3 protein-coding genes are annotated in these 22,950 nt (G+C 29.2%); all 3 read right to left on the bottom strand.

Annotation, left to right across the window (positions count from 1 at the left end; genetic code table 11):
- Position 1 precedes the first annotated feature (1 nt).
- The 3 genes from KTC94_RS16405 to KTC94_RS16395 are packed head-to-tail and all read right to left on the bottom strand — an operon-like array spanning position 2 to position 22,946.
- Positions 2 to 1,345: an MFS transporter gene (locus KTC94_RS16405; RefSeq protein WP_220286721.1), complete on the bottom strand. Its 1,344-nt coding sequence runs from the start codon at positions 1,343 to 1,345 to the stop codon at positions 2 to 4.
- Positions 1,335 to 8,327: a non-ribosomal peptide synthetase gene (locus KTC94_RS16400; protein ID WP_220286720.1), complete on the bottom strand. Its 6,993-nt coding sequence runs from the start codon at positions 8,325 to 8,327 to the stop codon at positions 1,335 to 1,337. Before KTC94_RS16400 ends, KTC94_RS16405 begins: the two co-directional genes overlap by 11 nt.
- A gap of 18 nt (positions 8,328 to 8,345) precedes the next feature.
- On the bottom strand, positions 8,346 to 22,946 hold the full coding sequence (locus KTC94_RS16395) for a non-ribosomal peptide synthetase (protein WP_220286719.1): 14,601 nt from the start codon (positions 22,944 to 22,946) through the stop codon (positions 8,346 to 8,348).
- Positions 22,947 to 22,950 lie beyond the last annotated feature (4 nt).

The following is a 22,950-nucleotide window of genomic DNA, read 5'->3' as shown; positions in this document are numbered from 1 at the left end:
TTTATTGAATATTTACTGACTTTCTAAAACTATTGAAATCTTTACTAAATACCGATATTAAGATTGCCATTAAAATTGATACTGCTGACACTACGATTACTATTATTGAATTAAAGTTTTGTAGAAGTTGTCCATAAATAACAACCCCTAGTGGACCAGAAATACTCAATGCTGTTGTCGCTATTCCAAAAATCCTGCCTCTCATATTCTCCGGAACATTTAATTGAAGATAAGTATAGGTTGGAACAATTATCATTGTGTATAGTACACCCATAAAAAACATTATTACAGAAAAAATTATAGTAGTGTTCCAAGTATTCCATCCACTTAAAATACCTTGAATAAAATTTGGTACGTTTAAAATAGTTTGTTGATTCTTAATTGCATACTCTATTCTAACTGGTATAACCCACGCAATTACACTAATACCTAAAAGCAAAAATAAAATTGGTAATTTTCTTAGGACTGAGTTAGTATTTTTTATTATACCTACTGAAATTGCACCTGCAATTACTCCTATACCTAATGCTGCAAGTATAAACGATAACTGATATTCTGATGATACTATCTCAATTCTCATAATATATTGAATTGCGACCATTGTAAGTGGAGAATACACGAATGTTAATATTGCTAATATAATCATAAAAAACTTTATACCAGTTGTTTCTTTAACATATTTGAATACAAATTTTAAATTATCGATAAATTTATCAGTCTCATGTTCGTTATAATTTCTATTGCTTGTAAATACTAATGAAAATGTAAGAATAGCTCCTATAATATAAGAAACTCCATCTATACACATTATTAGTTTAATTCCTATTACCTTATAAAGCAGTGCACTAATTACTGGGCCTAGAATTGTTATAATAGCACCCATACCTTGAAAAAATGAATTTGCTTTTGGAAGCTCGTCCTCTTCTACAATGTTCGCTAGACAGGAATTAATACCCAAATTCAAAAATGATTGAACTACACTTACACTAACAACGCATATTCCTAGAATGAAAATATTATTTCCTATCATTTCTAATGATATAAACATACTCAAAACTAAAATACTGCTAATAATATCTGCCCAAAGTATTATCTTTTTCTTGTCATATTTATCTATAATTGTTCCAGCAATTATACTAATTAATATCCCTGGCATCATACTCAGTGTCAAAATAAGTGAATATATTGCTGGTGATCCTGTAGCGTCTAAAATATAAAGACTTAATGCAAATTTAAATACGGCTGATCCCAAATCACTAATAAATCTACTTAAAAACAAAATAGGTATGTTTTTTTTCGGAAATTTTTTAATATAAATTTCATTTGAAACAGTTTTATTTACCATATTTAATCTCCTTGCACTCTTTAATATTTTCTATATTGCTTTTAAAAAACTCAATTATTGTATTATCTTGCGTATCAAATGGAATATTTATATCCACTTGTATTTTATTATTTGAATATCTAGTCATAAAGTGTATATTTACTGATTCCTCCATATTTAGCTCATGCATTAATCTTTCATATAATACGTCTTCAAATAATTTCATTTCTTTTTCTTCAAGCTTGCCTTGAAAATTAAACACTATAGATGATTTTTCATTTGTTTCTGTAACAAATCGGCATATCTTAGGTGTCCTTACTTGTTGTGACTTATTAGTTGCTAAATTTGAAAAATTAATATTATGGGTTTCAGAAAGAGCTATTGCATCTTGAGTTACCTGTACCATATTAGAAAGCTCTAATTTTCCATCAATAAATACTGGTATCATATCAATAAATTCTCCAACTGTGTCGAAATACCCCTTATTCTCATAATTACGTCCATAATAATAAAACATTATCGGAAGATTCTTCACTCCCATATAATCTTGAATAAATATATTAAGTACTTCAAATGCAACCTCCCATGCATTATCCTCACTTACACCCTCTTGTTTTTCAATTTCAAACTTTATATAAGTACTTTTATCACGATTATATTTATTTATCTTTTCATTTAGCAAATTAGTGTATTGTACATATTTACCAACTTCTAATTTTTTAACTAACTCTTCGTCACTTATATTTACAGGTCCTTTTCTTATCTGTTCAATAAAATTCTGATATTGGTTACTATTTTCCATTCCAATTACTTCACCGTCTAAAATTCTATTATAAAATTCATTAATACTGCCCTTAACAATTTCTCCACTCATCGCATCAAATATTGCATGATTTACTGGTAAAAATAAATAGAAGTCTCTTTCAGTTGATTTAACAAGCAAAGTTCTATATAACAAACTATTTTCATAGTTACTGTTTGCTGTATTATGCACACATCTAGAAATTTGTTCATAACTTTTAAAATAATAGTCACTTGCAATATTTCTCATGAGATTTACTTTACTTTCTTTTGTTACATTACTGATATCTATATAGGGAGCTTGTACATTATTTATTAATTCGTGTTGACTCCAAAACAATATATCATTTCTCTTTACTAGTGTTGATCTAAAAATACCTTGATTAATAAGTAGTGCCTGTATTGCTTTATTAAATATATCGATATTTAATACATCATCAAAATGTAACAGTGTGCCCGAGTATCTTTCACTATCTAAGAAAAAATATTGAATTGGTGCTAATCTATATTCTTTTTCTACCTCACCAATTAATACAGCCTTTTCAAACTCTTTATGTTTATTATTAATTTCATTTATTATAGTCTCGCAATTAATTTTCAGCATATGTAAATTCGACTCAAAATCATTTAGATTAATATTTATTATCCTTTCCCCTTCAAAACTATCAATACCTAATGCTAATGCTTTATCGCTAGAAATAATATAATGAGGATAAATTTCCTTATCTACATATTTATTTAAGGCTTCTAAAAGTTTTTGTTTATTGTCCTCGCTATAATCATCAACACAATAAATTATGTACTGTTCATTATCTATGATTGTCTCTACAATGTTTATATTTAAATTTAATGTCTCAAATATTTTTTTCTTTACTTCCGTACCATTGCTAATTAGATTTTTCTTTACTAAGGAATTTAAATAATATTCTAAATCTAAAATGGTGTTATGACTAAATACATTATTGATAATAATATCTATATTAAATTTTTTCATATCTGCAATAAACATTATTACCTTCATAGAATTACCACCAAGCTCAAAAAAATTATCGTCAACACTTACTTCATCTACTTCTAAAACTCTTTTCCATGAGTCAACCAATAATTTTTGTAATTTATTATTAGGTGGTAAAATTGATTTCTTATTTATTTCTTCCCCCTCTACTTTCATACTTTTTAAAACTTTCAAATCCAATTTTCCATTTGGTGTATGTGGTAAACTATTTAATGTGATAAATTTATTAGGAATCATATAATTTGGTAACTTATTTGATACGTAATCTCTAATCTCTTTTGAGGAAACTTTAAAGTTTTCTACATAATATGCCAGAATATAATCTTTATCATCAGTTACAACACCAACTTCTTTTATAGCTCCATGTTGTGCAATGCAACTCTGTATCTCGCCTAGTTCTATTCGATAGCCATTAATTTTAAACATATTATCATTTCTACCTAAAACTTCAATTTCACCATCATTACGCCATCTTGCAGTATCCCCTGTTTTATACATCATTCCGAAACTATGAGAATCCATATGTATAAACCGATCTTTATTTAATTGTGATCTATTGTGATAACCCTTTGAAATTCCATCTCCGCCAATAATTAGTTCTCCAACTGAACCAATAGGTACTAATTTATTCTTCGTATCTACTATGCAACAATTTGTGTTTGCTATTGGCTTTCCAACTGTAATATAATCCAGGTTTGTTAGTTCTTTAACTGTTGACCATACAGTTGTTTCAGTAGGTCCGTACATATTGTATATTCTTAATTTATCATATTTATTTAATTTTTTTAACAGTTCTAAAGGAAATGCCTCTCCGCCAATTAAAATAGTTCTAAGTTTTCTAAATGCTGTTGAATTCTCTTCATTTAAAATTAATTTCATTCTTAGAGGAGTCGCCTGTAAAATATTAACATCATTTTTATCAATAAGCTGACATAGTAATTGAGGACTATTTATTTGTTCATCAGATGCTAACACAATAGTGGCACCTTTTGACAACATTAAAAAGCTTTCTAATACAAAAATATCAAAACCAAAAGTTGTAACACTCAATATTTTGTTATTTTCATTAATGTCTATAATCCGTGTAATACCATTAATAAAATTATTTACGTTCTTATGTGTCAATATTACACCTTTAGGTACGCCTGTTGAACCTGATGTATATATCATATACATTGGACTATTTTCATCAATACTAACATTTGGAGAATTGAAATTTTTGGAATAATTGTTTTCTTTTGAAAGATCTATGGAATTAGCAAAATTAATAATAATACTCTTATCACTGCAATAATGTAATACACTTGTAGCTCCACTATCCTTAATCATAAATTCTATTCTTTTTTTAGGATAGTATGGATCTATTGGAACATATGCTGCCCCAATTTTTATAATAGCTAACAACGCAACGATCATCTCAATGGATCGTTCTGCCACTATGGCGATAAACCCTGATTTATCAACACCTCTTAATAAAAGTTCATTTCCAAGAGAATTAGCTCTTTCATTTAACTCTATGTAACTTATTTTTTCGTCGTTGATGATTAATGCTACCTTATTTGGTGTAAGATTTACTTGTGTTTCTATTAGCCTGTCTATTGTTAAAGTCTCATTATAACTTGTCATGCAAGTTCCAAACACTTTTAATTCTTTTAATTCCTCTTTAGTAAGCATATCTAGTTTATCAATAGTTGTTTCGGGTTTTTTCACCATCTCATCTAATATGTTGAATAAATTCCCCATCATTCTCTCTATTGTTTTTCTTTCAAATAAAGCTGTAGAAAATTCAATTTCTAAATTTATAATATCGCTTTTCTCAATAGCATTTACTGTAATGTCTACTTTAGAAACTTTATTTTCAAAAGCATATGGTGAAATTGTTAATTCTTTTATATCCATTGAAGCTTGTGAAAAATTTTGCATTGAAAACATTACATCAAATATCGGATTTCTGCTTAAATCCCTAGGTAAATCTAATAATTCTACCATTTTATCAAAGGGAAATTCTTGGTTTTCATATACACTTATAGTATTATTTTTTATTTTATTAATTAAATCTAATACTGTATCTTCACCTACAACCTCATTACGCATAACTACGGTATTTACAAACAATCCAATTATATTGTTAAGTTGTGAATCATTTCTACCTGACACAGGTGAACCAATTATAATATCATCTTGATCTGTGTATTTTTTAATCATTATATTTAATGCTGCAAATAACACATTATAGGTTGTTGTTAAATTATTTTTTGCTAAATCCTTAATTGATTCAGTAAGTTCTTTTGACAAATCCTTTGATATTCTTAACCCCTCAAATTGTTGTACTTGTGGACGAATTTTAGTATTTGGCATATTTAGCCTTGTTATTTTTCCTGATAATTGCTTTTTCCAGAATTCTTCTTGTTTCTTATAATCTCCTGTTTCATTTTTCTTATTAAGAGCTATTGCATAATCACTATATTTTAATTTAGTTGCCCTTTCATTGTCTCCAATATAAAACTTCATTAATTCTTCAATTAATATAGTTATTGACATTCCATCACAAATAATGTGATGAATATCGAATAATAGTAAATGTTTATTTTCAAATACCTTTATTATTCCATTTCTTAATAAAGGTGCTTTATTAAAATCAAATGGTTTAATGAACTCTTCAATTGCACTATCATAATCACCATTATTACACTCAATAATTTCCAAAGAGAAGTCAACATTGTTATGTATTTTAGCAAATACTTGTCCATTATTTTCATTAAATGATGTTCTAAGGCTTTCCTGAGAAGCAATAAGCTTTTTGAATGAATTTTCAAGCTTATTAATATCAATCTTACCTTCAATTATCATAACAGTAGGCATATTATATGCTTTAGAATCACTGTCCATAAGATTAATTAAAAATAACCTTTCTTGCTGCGGAGTCAATTTATATTCATTAATTGAACTATGTTCATTAATTTTGTTATGAGAAATCACGCCTATGTTTTTATTATCAAACTTGCTTTCCATTGTTTTTGCAAGAGTTATAAAATCGCCGCTTCCCATTATATCTTTTATTTCCACTTTCTCACCAATAAGATTTTTTAAAATATTAAAGACCTTCATTGCAAAAATGGAGTCTCCTCCAAGTTTGAATAAATTATCATTTACATTTACTTCATCAATTCCTAATACATTTCCCCAAGTATTTGCCACTATTGAAACAACTTCTTCTGATACACCAGAACAATTACCAATAACCAGTATATTCTTTTCTGATTTCTCATATATTTCTTTTCTAACTTTACTTATATCCTTATCAACATATGGTATTTCAATTACACATTTCTTCATATCAAATGGATAAGGTGGTAGATGAACTCTACTAGGTTTTTCATATAGCTTATCCCAATTTATTTCTATACCTGTACAATACTTTTTAGCTAAATCACTAAGCATATTCTTTTTTATATCATCAGTAGTTTGTAAAATATCTTCATCAATTAATTCTTTTTTATACTTTGTTTGATCTTCTATTCCATAGTAAATCTGTTCTCCTTGTGTTACTAAATCCTTTTCCATTTCTAGATAATTTATTTTTTTAGCTGCGTCCATGCAACTATCAGCCACAATTGCTACCCGATATGTATAATGCCCTCTACAACAATTCGTTGTATAACATATATCATTAAAATTCTCTTGTGTTTCCTCAAGAAATATTCTCATACTTCCTAGATATTTCTTTAATGAAAATTCACTTTTTGCTGATAACACTAATACTGAAATCCCACTGTTATTATAGTTTTGTTTTTTAGGAGCCTCCTCTAATACTAAATGAACATTAGTTCCACTTAATCCAAATGAATTTATACCACATCTTAGAGGTGTTTCACCACACTCCCATTCTCTAAGTTTTGTATTAACATAAAATGGTGAGTTAATAAAGTTAATTATCCTATTTGGTGATTTAAAGTTACATGTAGGTGGTAATTTTCTTTTTTTTAAGGCTAACGCAACTTTTATTATAGATGCAATCCCAGATGCATGATCCAAATGCCCAATATTTGTTTTTACAGAACCTATAGCGCAAAATTGTTTTTTATCTGTATACTTTAAAAATGATTTTGTTAAACCCTGAATCTCTATTGGGTCTCCTATCTTTGTACCTGTTCCATGAGCCTCTATGTACGATATAGTATCCCCCTTAACTCCTGCATTTTCCCAAGCACCTAAAATAGCTTTTTCTTGAGCTAATGGGTTTGGAGCAGTAAGTCCTATTGAATTTCCATCATGATTACTCACCCCGCCCTTAATCACAGCATAAATGTCATCGCCATCTTTAATGGCCTTTTTTAAAGGTTTAATAAAAATTGCACCAACACCTTCACCAACACCCGTTCCATCTGCACTGTCATCAAAAGCTTTAGTTTTCCAATCTCCTGCCTCTACACCCAACTTTTCGCCTATCACTATAGGTAACATACTTAACTTTACACTACCTACAACTGCTGATTGACATTGATTGCTTTGTATACACATACATGCCATATGAACGGCAAGCAATGCTGATGAACAAGCTGTATCTATAACCATTGCTGGTCCATGAAAATCTAATATATGGGATATTCTACTAGCAATCGCAGGTACTATATTCCCTGCAAGTGCCAGTGTTAATGCTTCAGGTGATACATCAGAAATAATCTGACGATACTCATTTACTGTAGAATTATCATATCCTACAAATACGCCAACATTTTTTCCTGACAATACCTTATTACCATACCCTGCATCTTCCAAACAATTGAAAGCCTCTTGCAAAAATAACCTTTGATTTGGATCCATTAATTTTGCTTCAGCAGGAGTAATTCCAAAAAACGAATAATCAAAGTTTTCTATGCCTTCAAGGTACCCCCCTTTTGCAAAAATTACGTCATCATCAAAGCCTATATAGTTAAGATATTTTTTTGCAAAATCCATTCTATCTTTTGGAAAGTCTACTATACAATCCGTAGAGTTAGCTATAACATCCCAAAATTTATTCTTATCCTCTGCTCTTGGCATATTCGCGCTAATTCCTACAATTGCAAATTGTTCATTTTTTTCACTTAATGCACTACTCATTATAGATATTATTTTAGCTACCATTCGTTTATCTAAGATGTTTTTAGAAGCACACTGAATTAAATATTTTATCTCCTCTTTCATATTCTTCTCCTTTTCACTCTATTTTAAGCTCATAATTTTATTAACCATCTCATCAGTATCCATATTCTCTTCATTTAATAACATATCCATAATTGTACTTTCCATATCTACTTTTTCATCAATATTACTCTCTAATCGATACTGGTCCTCTTCTTTTTCTTTATTAAACAAATATTCGCATGTTTTTTTAATTGTAGAATAAGAAAATAAATCTGCCAACTCCATTGTTCCTGGATATACCTTATCTATTTTAGAGTGTAATGACATAACTTTTAATGAGTTACCACCAATATCAAAAAAGTTATCATTGATTCCAAAATCATCATGACTTAATACCTCTTTCCATATGTCCCACATTTGTTTTTCTTGTAATGTTTCTGGCTTTAACCGTTCAATTGCAATGCCTTTTTCTATTTCAGGCAAATTTTTGTAGTCTATCTTCCCATTGCTTGTTAAAGGCATTTCATTGATTTCCATTATATTTTTAGGCACCATATATTCTGGTAGATATTTTCTTGTTTTTTCTTTTATATTACTCTCTGACATTATTGAATCACTTGTGTAATAGCCACATAATTCACCATTTATTAACTTTATTGCCACAGTTTTTATTCCATCTATTGTTTCTAATATATTCTCTATTTCTTGTGGCTCAATTCTATACCCTCTTATTTTTACCTGATTATCTATTCTTCCCAAAAATTCTATTTCTCCATTACTTAACCATCTACCTTTATCACCTGTTTTGTACATTTTTCCCTTGGAGTATGGATTTTGCACAAACTTCTCTTTAGTTAGTTCTTCTCTATTTAAATATCCTACGGCAACTCCATTTCCACCAATTACAATTTCCCCAGCTATACCTTCCGGGTTTAAATTTCCATCTTTATCCATTACATATACCATTGTTCCTACTATTGGCTTTCCAATTGAGCTATATTCGCAATCCTGTGCATTTCTCTTAGCAGTAGCTACTATACTACATTCTGTTGGTCCATACTCATTTATTAATTCAGTATTACTATTTACTTTCCTTACATTCTTTATTACATCTACTATTAACTTATCACCAGCTGTTGTTATCATTCTTACAGTTTCAGCTTCCTCTTTTGTAATATCTTCATATATTGCTAAACACAATGCTGGTACTGCTATAAAGTGAGTTACTTTAGTTTCTTTTATTATTTTTCTTAAAGCTACTACATCTTTTGCGTTTTCCTCTGTTACTAACACCACTGTTGAGCCAGATACTATTGGTGTGTAAAAGCTTGTCATAAAACCATCGAACCCGTATGCGAATAGCTGCATAACATTATCACTTGCATCTAACTTATATTCCTCTTTTCTCCACTTTATTGATGAACCTAAGTTATTATGTGATACTAATACACCTTTTGGTTTCCCTGTACTTCCAGATGTATAAATAATATATGCATTTTGCCCTACTTCTCCCACCATATCTTCTTTAGCTTCTATACTGTCAATTTCTATTACTTTAACTCCAAGTTTCTTTGCTTTTTCTAAATTGTTTTTATCTGCAACTACTAACTTAACCTTACTATCGTCAAACATAAATTGTATTCTGTCACTTGGAAGTTTTGTATCTATTGGGATATACACAGCACCAGATTTCATTATGCCTATTACTCCTACAGCCATATTTAATGACCTGTCGCACATAAATGCCACTGTTTCTCCAATTTCTATTCCACTTTTAATAATAGAATCACTTACCCCATTTGATAGTGCATTCAACTCCCCGTAGCTTATTTTACTTTCCTCAAAACTTACCGCTTCCGCTAATGGAAAGTTTTTCACCTGTTCGCTGAATAAATCTATTACATTTTCATTATTTGATTTTACTTTTTGGTTAAAAACTTGCAGTATTTTTTCTTCTCCTTTTTTATCCATTATTGATATTCTATTTATTGGTGCTTTAGGTGCCTTCACTACCGTCTCAACTAGATACATATAATACTCCCCAATGTTTTTAATGCTGTTACCATCAAATGCATTCTTATTATATGTTATATTAATTTTCAACTTATTACCTGGAGTAAATACTACACCAAATTGATAATTAGTATGTTCTCTCATAACAATATCTTTAATTTCGAATCCACAAACTTCCTTTTTAAATTCATTTTTCATTAACTCATTAACAGGATAATTTTCAAATGCTACAACATGATTTATTAAGTTATCCTTTAACTCAGAACAATGTTGAATTTCATAAAGTGGATAATAGCCAAACTCCTCTGATTTAACTAACTGTCCTTGGAATGAGCTTATTAAATCTGTAAAACTATCATTCTCCATAGTCTCTACACGAACCGGGATAGAATTAATAAACATACCAACTATTTTTTCTGCATTTTTTAAATCTTTTGGTCTACCAGATATAACTGTACCAAAGACTGCATCTTTAGTATTGTTTATTTTTTGAAGTATAATTCCCCATAGTACTTGCACAACAGTACTAAATGTTACATTATTTTTACTAGCTAGTTCTTTTAATCTAGTAGTTTGTTGTTCATTTAAATAAAAATCCATTTCTTCTAAATCATATTCACTTGACACTTTCTCATTTGGAATTGTAACTGCTGTATTATATCCATTAAAAACATCACTCCAATATTCTTTTGCAAGTTCCTTATCCTTGTTTCCAAGCCATGAAAGTAATTCAACATAATTTCCTTCTGAATTACTCTCAATAACAATACCTTTACGCTGCTTAATATAATATTGGAATAACTCCTCAAGGACAATTGCAACTGACCAACCGTCTAATATTATATGATGGAAGTTCCATATACATTTATACTTCTCATTACCTAACTTAACCAATGTAATATTACTTAATTTTGCATTTTCAAAATCAAATTTGCTTAAATAATCTTTTTCAAACTCACTATAGTTACCCTCACTGTAATCAAAATAATTAAAGCTACTTGGTACTTCCTTTAAAACCATTTGAATCGGACTACTTAATCCATTATTAATTATAGCTGTTCTAAAAATCTCATATTTTCTAGTTACAGCATCAACTGAATTTTTAAATAATTCCAAATCAATTTCGCCTTCTAAATCCATCACCATTTTTTCACAATACGCATCCGAATCTGTATTAAGTAATGCATGAAATAACATTCCTTGCTGCATTGGTGTTAATGGGTATATATTCTCTATATTTTTCAGTCTATTACTTACAATTGTATTAAACTCATTAATAGAAATATCTAATCCATAATCTGAAGGAGTTTTTTTTATTTCTTTAACTGAAGCGCAGTGATTTATTAATCGTTCAAGTGCTTGTACGTAATTTTCAGATAATTTATTAATAACTTCATCATTAAATAAGTGCGCTGAATAATCAAATGCAATCTTAAATACTGAGTTCTCAATTTTACAACTAATATCTAAAGCATATTTACGTGCAATTTTTCCATTTACCGCTTCTCCTATAGCCATATCTGATAGTGTTATTTCCTCACCTTTAAGTTTTTCTATTTGTCCTAAATAATTAAAGCTTATTTGAGAAACTTTATTTAACTGTTCTTCATATGGATTTAAATATTTCAAAATGGAATAATCAATACCCTTGTTAGGTATTTTCCTCATACTTTCTTTAATTGTACAAATTGATTTTTCGATTGTTTCTTCCATATTTAAAACAACTGGATATATTGACGTAAACCAACCTAATGTTCTTGATACATCACTATGCTCGAATAGTTTTTCACGTCCATGACCCTCAATATCAATTCCTATTGTTTTTATATTCATAGTATGATGAAAAGCTTCAATTAAAGCTGTTAAAAGAATTTCTTCAACTTTTGTATTATATGGTATGTTCGCAACAGTTAATAATTTTTTAGTATTCTCTTCTTCAATTTCAGCTTTTACTGTATTAGTCTGCTCATATGTTCCAAAACGGTGCTTTTCTTCTATAAACTCACTATTATTTATTGTTTGAACTTCAGACCAATATTTTAACTTTGATTTCCCATTTTTAGATTGTGCATACCTATTGATACCTTCTGACCATTCTTTAAATGATAATGTTTTATTTAATAATTCTACTTTTTTACCATCTCTTATAGATTTATAAACTTGTACTAAATCCTCTGATAGAATTCTCCAAGATACTCCGTCTATAATCATATGGTGTATAACAAATAATAAGTGATCGCCTTTATTAGTTTTGAATAATGTAACATTGTATAATTTCTTAGAAAACAATGTAATATCTTTCTGTGCTTCATTGGCATATTGTAATATTTTTGCTTCCAAATCTTTTTCTGATGTTAGATCTATATAATTAATTTCACATATATCCTGAATATCTTCTATAGTTTGATACGTCTGCACAATACCATCGTTACATCTCTCAAACCGAATTCTAAGTGAATCGTGATAAGAAACAATTTCTCTTATAGTTTCTTTTAGAGCATTTACATCGAACCCCTTGGCATTAAAAAACATAACTGCCTGATTGTAGTTATATATCTCAGCTCCATCTGTTTCTAAAAGCCATTTTTGTATTGCTGTCAATTTAACATTCCCATAAACTTCATCTTGTGAATAAGTTTCAATATTAAATTTTACTCTTTCACTTATTTTTTCAATAGTTGGATATTTAAATAAATCTTTAATTTCAAATTGAATACCTAAAGCATTTAATCTTGAATATATCTGTATTGCCTTTATGGAGTCTCCTCCACTAACAAAATAATTATCATTTATTCCAATTTTGTCTAAACCCAGAACTTGAGACCATACATTAGCTATTTTTTCTTGACACTCATTTTTAGGAGCTACATATTCATTTGTACTAACTTGACTATCTGAATTTGGTAATGCTTTAATGTCTGTTTTACCACTTGATGTTATTGGTACTTTCTCAATTTTAATAATATATGCTGGTATCATATATTGAGGTAAAAATGTTGATAAAAATCCTCTTAGCTTTTCTATATCTAGACTTTTTTCTGATACATAGTATGCAATTAGGTTATTAGTACCTAACTTGTCTTTTTTAATAGTAACTACCGAATCATTTATGTATTCATGCTTAAGCATTGCTTCCTTAATTTCACCTAGTTCTATTCTGTATCCACGAATTTTAACCTGTTCATCAATTCTTCCTAAATATTCAAGTTCTCCATTAGGAAGATATTTTGCCAAATCTCCACTTCTATATGTTCTAGTTCCAACTTTTTCGTATGTATGAGAAATAAATTTTTCCAAGTTAAGTTCATCACGGTTAATGTATCCTCTTCCAACTCCTTCACCACTTACAATCATCTCTCCTGGCATACCTATAGGTAATAATTTCATGTTTCTATCTACTATGTTTACCCTAAGCGTGGGTATTGGAACTCCAATATTACATATATTGTTATCTATTTCATATTGGCCAATTTCTTTATAAGACACATGAACTGTAGTCTCGGTAATTCCATACATATTTATTAACTTTACATTAATATACATTTTGTGGAAACTATTAAGCAGCGTGGTTTGTAATGCTTCACCACCAAAAATAATATATCTTAAATTTAATCCAATGTTATTAGTTAATATAACTTGCTCTGAAAAAGCATTAAATGCTGTAGGAGTTTGATTTAACACTGTAACTTTTTCTTTTTCTACTAATTTTACAAATGAAATAGTATTTCTAGCTATATTACGTGGTACTACAATTAGCTTTCCTCCAAACAATAATGCGCCATACATTTCCCAAACTGAGAAATCAAAACAAAAGGAATGGAACATTGTCCAGATATCATTCTTGTTAAAATCATATAAGTTATTATCATTAATCATCAAACGCACAACATTTTTATGTTCAATCATTACTCCCTTAGGCTTACCGGTTGTACCTGATGTATAAATTACATAAGCCATATCCGATGGTTTTATATAAACATTTAAATTCTCAACTGACTCTTCTAGATTATCTAATGTTACGTCAACGAATATACGCTCTGATTTAACCCCATATTTATCACCTTTAAAAAGAACTGCTTTTGCATTACTATCCTCAATCATAAATTCTAATCGCTCTACTGGATAGTATCTGTCTAGTGGCATATATGCTGCACCTGCTTTTAAAACCCCTAATGCAGATATTACAATATACTCTGTTTGTTCCATAAGCAGTCCAACTATATCGTTAGACTTAACACCTGTATTTACAAGTTTTCTAGCAATAGCACTTGAAATGTTATTAACTTCATTATAAGTAAATTCTCTATCTTCGCATTTAATTGCCATTCTATTACCATTCTTCTCTACCTGCTCCATAAATAAATCTATAATAGTTTTGTTATGAGGATACCCCACAGATGGTTGATTAAATTCAGTTAGCATCTTTGAATAATCGAATTTATCTAAAATATCTATTTCATCTAAATAAACATCAAAATTGTTTGAAACTCTTTCCAAAGCATTCAAATAATGCCTAGAGAGTTGATTAATAAACCATTCTTCATATTCATTTGAGTTATATACAAAGTCTATTATAATCTCATCACTAGGTACAATTATTATATTTAAGTCATAATTTGTTTGCTCAAATGCATCAATATCCTTTATAACAGGCAAAAGATTGTTTTCCCCCATACTATCCATAACTTGCTTCATAGGGTGGTTCTCAAACACAAATATATGTGATAATAAATTATCACCAAGAATCGATAAAGCTTGTATTGATGCTAATGGATAATAACTAAACTCTTCCATGTCAATAAAATCGCTCTGAACGTTTTTAACAACTTCTTCAAATTTTATATTTTCATTTACATTAACCCTTACTGGTAGTGTATTAATAAATAATCCTATCATATCTTCGATTCCATCTATAGCAGATGAACGTCCCGAAACTACAGTTCCAAATACTACATCATTTGTATTACAATAACTCATTAAAACAAGTGCCCACACTGACTGCATAGCTGAATTTAAAGTAACTCCACAATCTTCCGCAGTTTTTATTAACATACTCGATATTTCTTTTGATAATTTAATCCTATGTTTCTTTTGTTTATATGTACTATACTTTTTATCTGAACCCTTTAAATTTGAACTGGTGTCACATGTTTGAATTTTATCCTTCCAAAAATTCATTGCCGCATCTTCATCTTGATCTAATACCCAATCAATGTATTTATTGTATTGATTCAGATGTTTTTCATTTAAAATATTACCATTAATTATTGATTCATAATTTTCAAAAATTTCTTTAAATACAATAGACATACTCCAGCCATCCATTAATATATGATGATCACTCAATATAAGACGGTAAGATATTTCATCAAGTTTAAATAATTTCATCCTTATTAGAGGCCCTACTTGTAAATTAAAACCTTCTTTTTTATCTTTTATACAATACTCATCAACTATCCTATTTTTTTCATCAAAAGTGTTATCAGTTGAAATATCTTCAAATTTAAAATTTATTTGTGTATTTTCGTAATTTTTTACAATTTGACGTGGCTCTTGTAGATTTTCATACATAAATACTGTTCTAAAAATATCACAATTTTTAATAAGCATACAATATGCCTTCTTTAATGCTTCAACATCAATTTCCCCCTGAAGAGTTATATAATTTTGCTCAAAGTAACTTTTAGATTCATTATCTAAAAGTGAATGAAAAAGCATACCTGACTGCATAGGTGATAGTTTATATATCCTTTCAATATCCTGACCTACATTTTCATATATTTTATCAAGTTCATTAAAATTTAAAGAACTATCCCCAAAATCTGATGGAGTTTTAATTATATTTGTTTCTTCTTCACAATGTTGAACAATAGCTTCACATACATCCTTAAAGGAATTTGCTAAATCATTAATAATGGCTTCGTTGTATTTTGATTTTGAATAATCAAAAGAGATCATCAGCTTATCATTGTAAAATTTAACATTAATATCTAACATATATTTCGTCTTCATTGCTGGTGAAATCATGCTTCCTGCAGGATAATCAGATAATTTTGTACCAATATCGCTTTGTGATTCAAAATCTACTTCTCCTAAATAATTAAAACTAATGCTACTATCTAAGGCTCCTTTAAGCTTATGTGTATAATATCTCAAGACTTGATATCCTAATCCGTTTTCAGGTACACATCTTAAGTTATCTTTAACTAAACATATTGTTTTACCTATATTGTTTTCAGCTATTTCTATATTTACAGGATAAATCGCTGTAAACCATCCTACTGTTTGGGCATAATCAAACCCTTGTCCTGGTAGTACCCTACCTATACTTTCAAGATCAACTAATAAATTTTTACTACTATCTATCTTATTAAAAGCAAGTGCTAATGCAGATAACAGTATGTCATTTGGTTGTGTATTATAAATCTTATTAACATCTTTTAATAATTTTTTAGATACTTGAGGATTAATTTCCATGGTAATATGTTCTCTATCGCCGAATAGAACTTCTTCTTTAATATCTACATTATTTTTAGAATTAATATTTTCCCAATATCTCACCTGTTTATTTAGTTTTTCATTATTTGAATACCTTTTTAGATATTCAACATATTCTTTATATGATTTTGATTTATTATCTACTTCATATACAATTCCTTTACAAATGTTCTCATATGCCTCTATGAAATTTTTAAGTATTATACGCCAAGACACGCCGTCTACGATCAAATGATGCATAGCTATCATTAAATGATCGCCTCTCTTGGTTTTTATTACAGCAAGACGTATTAACTCTGATGATAAATTAATCTTTTGATGAATACTTTCAACAATTTCACCTATAAGTTGTTCCTCATTAACTTCATTAAATACTTTAAACTCTTCTATTATAAAATAATCATCTTCAACTTCTCCAATAACTTGCTTAACGACTTCATTGCATGTTGAAAATCTTGCTCTCAACATATCATGTTGACTCACTATATATTTAAATGATTTTCTTACTAAATCTAATTTAAAGCCTTCTTCTCTGAAAACCATAATAGCTTGATTAAAGTACAATCTTGAATCATAAGTATCAAAGAAACGTTTTTGAACTGGTGATAAATCTACCTCTCCAGTTACAACATCATATTTTTTTTGATTAACATATGTAACTTTTTTAGCAAGTTGTGCAATAGTTGGATTACTAAATAACTGTTGCATCGTAAATTCTAAACCAGCTTTCTTTAAGTGTGATGCTATCTGTAAAGCCTTAATAGAATCACCACCTATTGCGAAAAAATTATCGTTTATTCCTACGCCCTTAAGATTTAATACATCTTTCCATGCAATAGCTAATAATTTTTCTTCTTTAGTTTTAGGTAATATAATCTCCCTATCAAGAATATCAAATTGAGGTTTAGGCAATCTTTTTCTATCCACTTTTCCTGACATTGTTATATATATTTCATCAAGCTTAATAATAAATGTTGGTATCATATAATTGGGTAGTTGACTTACTAAGTAGCTTCTAACATCCTCTTGTCCAATGTCTTCTTTAGCAGTAAAATATCCACAAAGGTACTTATCTCCCTCATCACTTTCATAGTCAATTACAGTGCATTGATTAACGCCTTCAAGTTTTAAAACTTTATCTTCTATTTCTTGAGTCTCAATTCTAAAGCCTCTTATTTTCACCTGATAATCACGTCTTCCGAGAAAATAAATATCCCAATTCTCTCCCCATTTTGCAACATCACCTGTTTTATATAAATATTCACTATCAATTTCACTAAATGAATTTTTTATAAAAACTTTACTTGTCTTCTCATTATCCTTATAATATCCATCTGCTAAACATATTCCCGCTATATAAATTTCACCTATAACACCTCTTGGAACTGGTTGCATATTGTCATCAAGTAATAAAATATTAACATTGCTAATTGGTTTTCCGATAGGAATCACACCATTTTCTTCTTTAGAAATAACCTTATATACACAACCTATACTTGCCTCTGTTGGGCCATATAAATTAATGCATTGAGTATCTGGAAATAACTTCATAAAATCATGAACAGAGTTTTGTTTTATTTCTTCTCCACCAATTATTATCCAATTTAAACTATCTAATGTTTCTAATGAATGTTTTGACTCTTTCATTTCACTAACAATTACATTGAATACTGATGGAACAAAATCAGTTATTGTGATTTTTTCATCTGCGATAACTTTTGTTATATATTCAGCAGACATAATTGCATTAGGAACAGGTATAACTGTTTTACCACCATTTATCAATGGCCAAAACATTTGCCACACTGAACTATCATATACATAATTTGTAGTATTTAATACACTATTACTTCCATTTATACCTAATCTCTCGTTCATCCACATCAAACGGTTAATAATTCCTCTATACGGAACTACCACACCTTTAGGCTTACCTGTTGATCCAGAAGTATATATGATATAAACTACGTCACTACTTAAAATCTCAACATGAGGATTTTCACTTTTTGTACCTATATCTTTAAGCGTAACTTCCCATTTTCCAACTGATACCTCTTCTAAAACTTTACTTTGAGTGCTAGTTATAACAAATCCAGCGCCAATTTCATCAATAATCATATTTATTCTTGCTGATGGCCAGCTAGGATCAAGAGGACAAAATGTTGCTCCCGACTTCATTATTGCAATTTCAATTATTAGCATTTCAAAGCTTCTATCAGCTATAATTGGTACTACACAACCCCTTGATATATTTGAATCCAATAATTTATACGCCAAATTATTGGCACGGTCATTTACCTCTTTATATGTTAAACCTTCTCCATTAAATGAAACAGCTATTGAATTTGGTTTTAAAATCACTTGTCTCTCAAAAAGTTCTTTAATATTTGAGTTTTTGTATTTGTATTCTACGTGTGTATTATTATTCTGTATCACTATCTGATCATATTCTTCTATTGATAACATATTAAGTTTGTATATCGGAGCTTTAGGTGAACTCGTTGTTTCTTCAATTAAATTTATAAAGTGTTTAATAAATTTTTCCATTGTTTCAAGTTTAAAAAGGTTGCTGTTATACCTAAGTTGAAAATTCATAATCTTATTTTCTTCTTGTGCATCAAGTGTAATATCAAACTTAGAACTATTTTGTTCTATTTTCACTTTACTTAATCTCAAGCCATGGATTTTATGCTCATTTATTGGTATATCGTGTAATGCAAACATTGTTGAAAACAATGGATTTGTACCGCTTTCGGATGTTAACCCCAGCCCTGATACAATTTTTTCTATGGAACATCCCTCATTAGTTAGTGCTAGCGGAACATCATCCTTAATTTCATTTAATAATTCTATAAAATTTTTCTCTGATTTAGGATAAACTCTAACTGGTAAACTATTAACAAACATACCTACCATTTTTTCAAACTGTTCCGAGTATCTACCATAACTTGGTAAACCTATAGTGACATCGTTTTGTCCGGTATACTTTCCTAACAATATACTATACACTCCTAAAAGCATCATATATGGAGTAACTGCATTTTGAGAGCAAAATTTATTCACCTTATCTGTTAGTTCAACACCAATGTCAAAATTCAGTGTTTTACCCTTCAATCTAATTATTGAATCACGTGGGAAATCTGTAGTAATATTACTTATACCATTCCAGTCTTTAAATCGTTCAATCCAGTAGTTCATATTGTTTTTAACTAAACTTTGTCCTTCCTTGCCATTCTGCCAAACTGAATAATCAATAAATTCTATATCCTGCACTTCAAGTTCCTTTCCCTCATACAGTGCACAGAACTCATCATATAAGATTGACATAGATATTCCATCAACAGCAATATGGTGTGAGTCAAACATAATATACTTTATATTATTACATTCAACAATTTGCATTCTTAATAATGGTGCTTTTTCAAAGTTAAAAGCACGTAAAAATTTTGTAAATTCCTCTTCAATAGACTTGTTACTTTTTACAAAATCAACTGAAATACTTATATTCTCTTTAACTTGCTGATGTATTCCCTCATTTGTACGTATATAAACTGTACGTAAAATTTTATGACGGTTTAATAACTTTTGTGCTACCTTTTGTACCCTCGATATATCTAATGCTCCTTCAACTTTCATTACCAATGGCACATTATATCCAATTCCTGTATCATCAAATTCACAGCTCATATATATTCCTTGTTGTAATGCTGTCAATTCATAAGTATCTTGTGCATCTGCTTTTTTTATTTTTACAACTTCGTTACTACTTAACTTTTCAACAGCACAAACAAATAATTTAATAGAATCATTATTCATTAATAATGGTAATGTTACCTTTTTACCACTTCTTTGTGAAACCTTAGATGCCATAATTATACCTTTTAATGAGTTACCGCCAATCTCAAAAAATTTATCATTAGTCCCAAAATCATCATTACCCAACACTTCTTTCCATATATCCCACATTTGTTTTTCTTGTAATGTTTCTGGCTTAATGCGTTCAGATATAATGTTTTTTTCTATTTCAGGCAAATTTTTATAGTCTATCTTACCATTACTTGTTAAAGGCATTTCATTGATTTTTATAATGTTTTTAGGAACCATATATTCTGGTAGATTCTTTCTTATTCCTTCAACAATATTATCTTCGAGCATTATTGAATCGCTTGTATAATAACCACATAATTCGCCATTTACTAGCTTTATTGCTGCAGTCTTTATTCCATCTATTGTTTCTAATATATTTTCTATTTCCTGAAGCTCAATTCTATACCCTCTTATTTTCACCTGATTATCTATTCTTCCCAAAAATTCTATTTCTCCATTACTTAACCATCTACCCTTATCTCCCGTTTTATACATTCTCCCCTTATTGTATGGATTTTGCACAAACTTCTCTTTAGTTAGGTCTTCTCTATTTAAATATCCTACTGCAACTCCATTCCCACCAATTACAATCTCTCCCGCTACATTTTCTGGCAATAGATTCCCATATTGGTCCATTATATATATTAACGCTCCTATTATTGGTTTCCCAATTGAACTATTCCCACAATCGTTTGCATTTCTCTTAGCCGTTGCTACTATACTACATTCTGTCGGTCCATACTCATTTATCAATTCTGTATTTTTATTTACTTCCTTTATTTTTTTTATTACCTCTATTATTAACTTATCACCAGCTGTTGTTATAATTCTTACGGTTTCAGCTTCCTCTTTTGTAATATCTTCATAAATTGCTAAACATAAAGCTGGTACTGCTATAAAGTGAGTTATTTTGGTTTCTTTTATAATTTTTCTTAAGGCTACTACATCTTTTACATTTTCCTCTGTTACTAACACCACCGTTGAGCCAGATACTATTGGTGTTAAGAAGCTTGTCATAAACCCATCAAAACCATATGAGAATAACTGCATAACATTATCACTTGCATCTAACTTATATTCCTCTTTTCTCCACTTTATTGATGAACCTAAGTTATTATGTGATACTAATACGCCTTTTGGTTTTCCCGTACTTCCTGATGTATAAATAATATATGCATTTTCTCCTACTTCTCCTATTGTGTTTTCAGCAGCTTCTATACTATCAATTTCTATTACTTTAACTCCAATTTCCTTTGCTTTTTTTAAATTATTTTTATCTGCTATTACTAATTTAACGTCACTGTCTTCAAACATAAATTTCATTCTGTCACTTGGAAGTTTTGTATCTATTGGGATATACACAGCACCGGATTTCATTATCCCTATTACTCCTACAGCCATGTTTAATGATCTGTCGCACATAAATGCCACTGTTTGTCCAGCTTTTATTCCATTTTTTATAATAGAATCACTTACCCCATTTGATAGTGCATTCAACTCCTCATAGCTTATTTTACTTTCCTCAAATCTTACAGCTTCTGCTGATGGATAATTTTTCACCTGTTCACTGAATAGACCTATTACATTTTCATTATTATGTTCTATTTCCCGGTTGTAAACTTGCAGTATTTCTTCTTCTTGTTTTTTACCTATAATCGATATTCTATTTATTTCTAATTGAGGTATCTTAACTACTGTTTCAAAAACTGCCATTATACTCTTGCCTATTACCTCAATATCATATTCACTATATATGTTGCTATTATAATAAATTTCAAAATTATATTTATTGACTTTAAAAATACAGTTGCACTTTGTTTCTACTAAATTAACACTTGTATCATACTCTTGTGATGTTATTCCTATTTCAAAGAGTTCATCAATACAACTTACTTTTAATCCCAATTTACGTGAAATACTCTTTATGTTAAAGTTTTGATGCTTATCTGCCATTATATAATCATCTTCAACTTGCCTTACAAGTGTTACAAATGGTGTGTTATTTTCAAAGTCTGCAAATACAGGTACATATCTACCAGTGTTAGATTTAACTCCTATAAAAACATTAGAATTAGTGTACTTATTTAATACAATTGAAACTATAGCTGAAAAAAAACTTAATATATTACCCATACCTTCAATTTTTTCATTTGAATTTAGTACATTTAAATACTTATTGGGGAATGTTTTTTTTTCTAAAGTTATACTTCCTTTGCTTTTAATATTTTTGAAAACAGACTTGTTTTCAAATTTTTTTAATGTATCAACCCACTTTTCTCTGCTCTCTACTATATTTATCATTAAA

The sequence above is a fragment of the Clostridium sp. CM028 genome (assembly GCF_030585565.1).
Classification (GTDB): Bacteria; Bacillota; Clostridia; order Clostridiales; family Clostridiaceae; genus Clostridium_AD; species Clostridium_AD estertheticum_B.
Note: the sequence above shows the minus strand (reverse complement) of the source record. Positions and strands in the feature narration are given on the sequence as shown.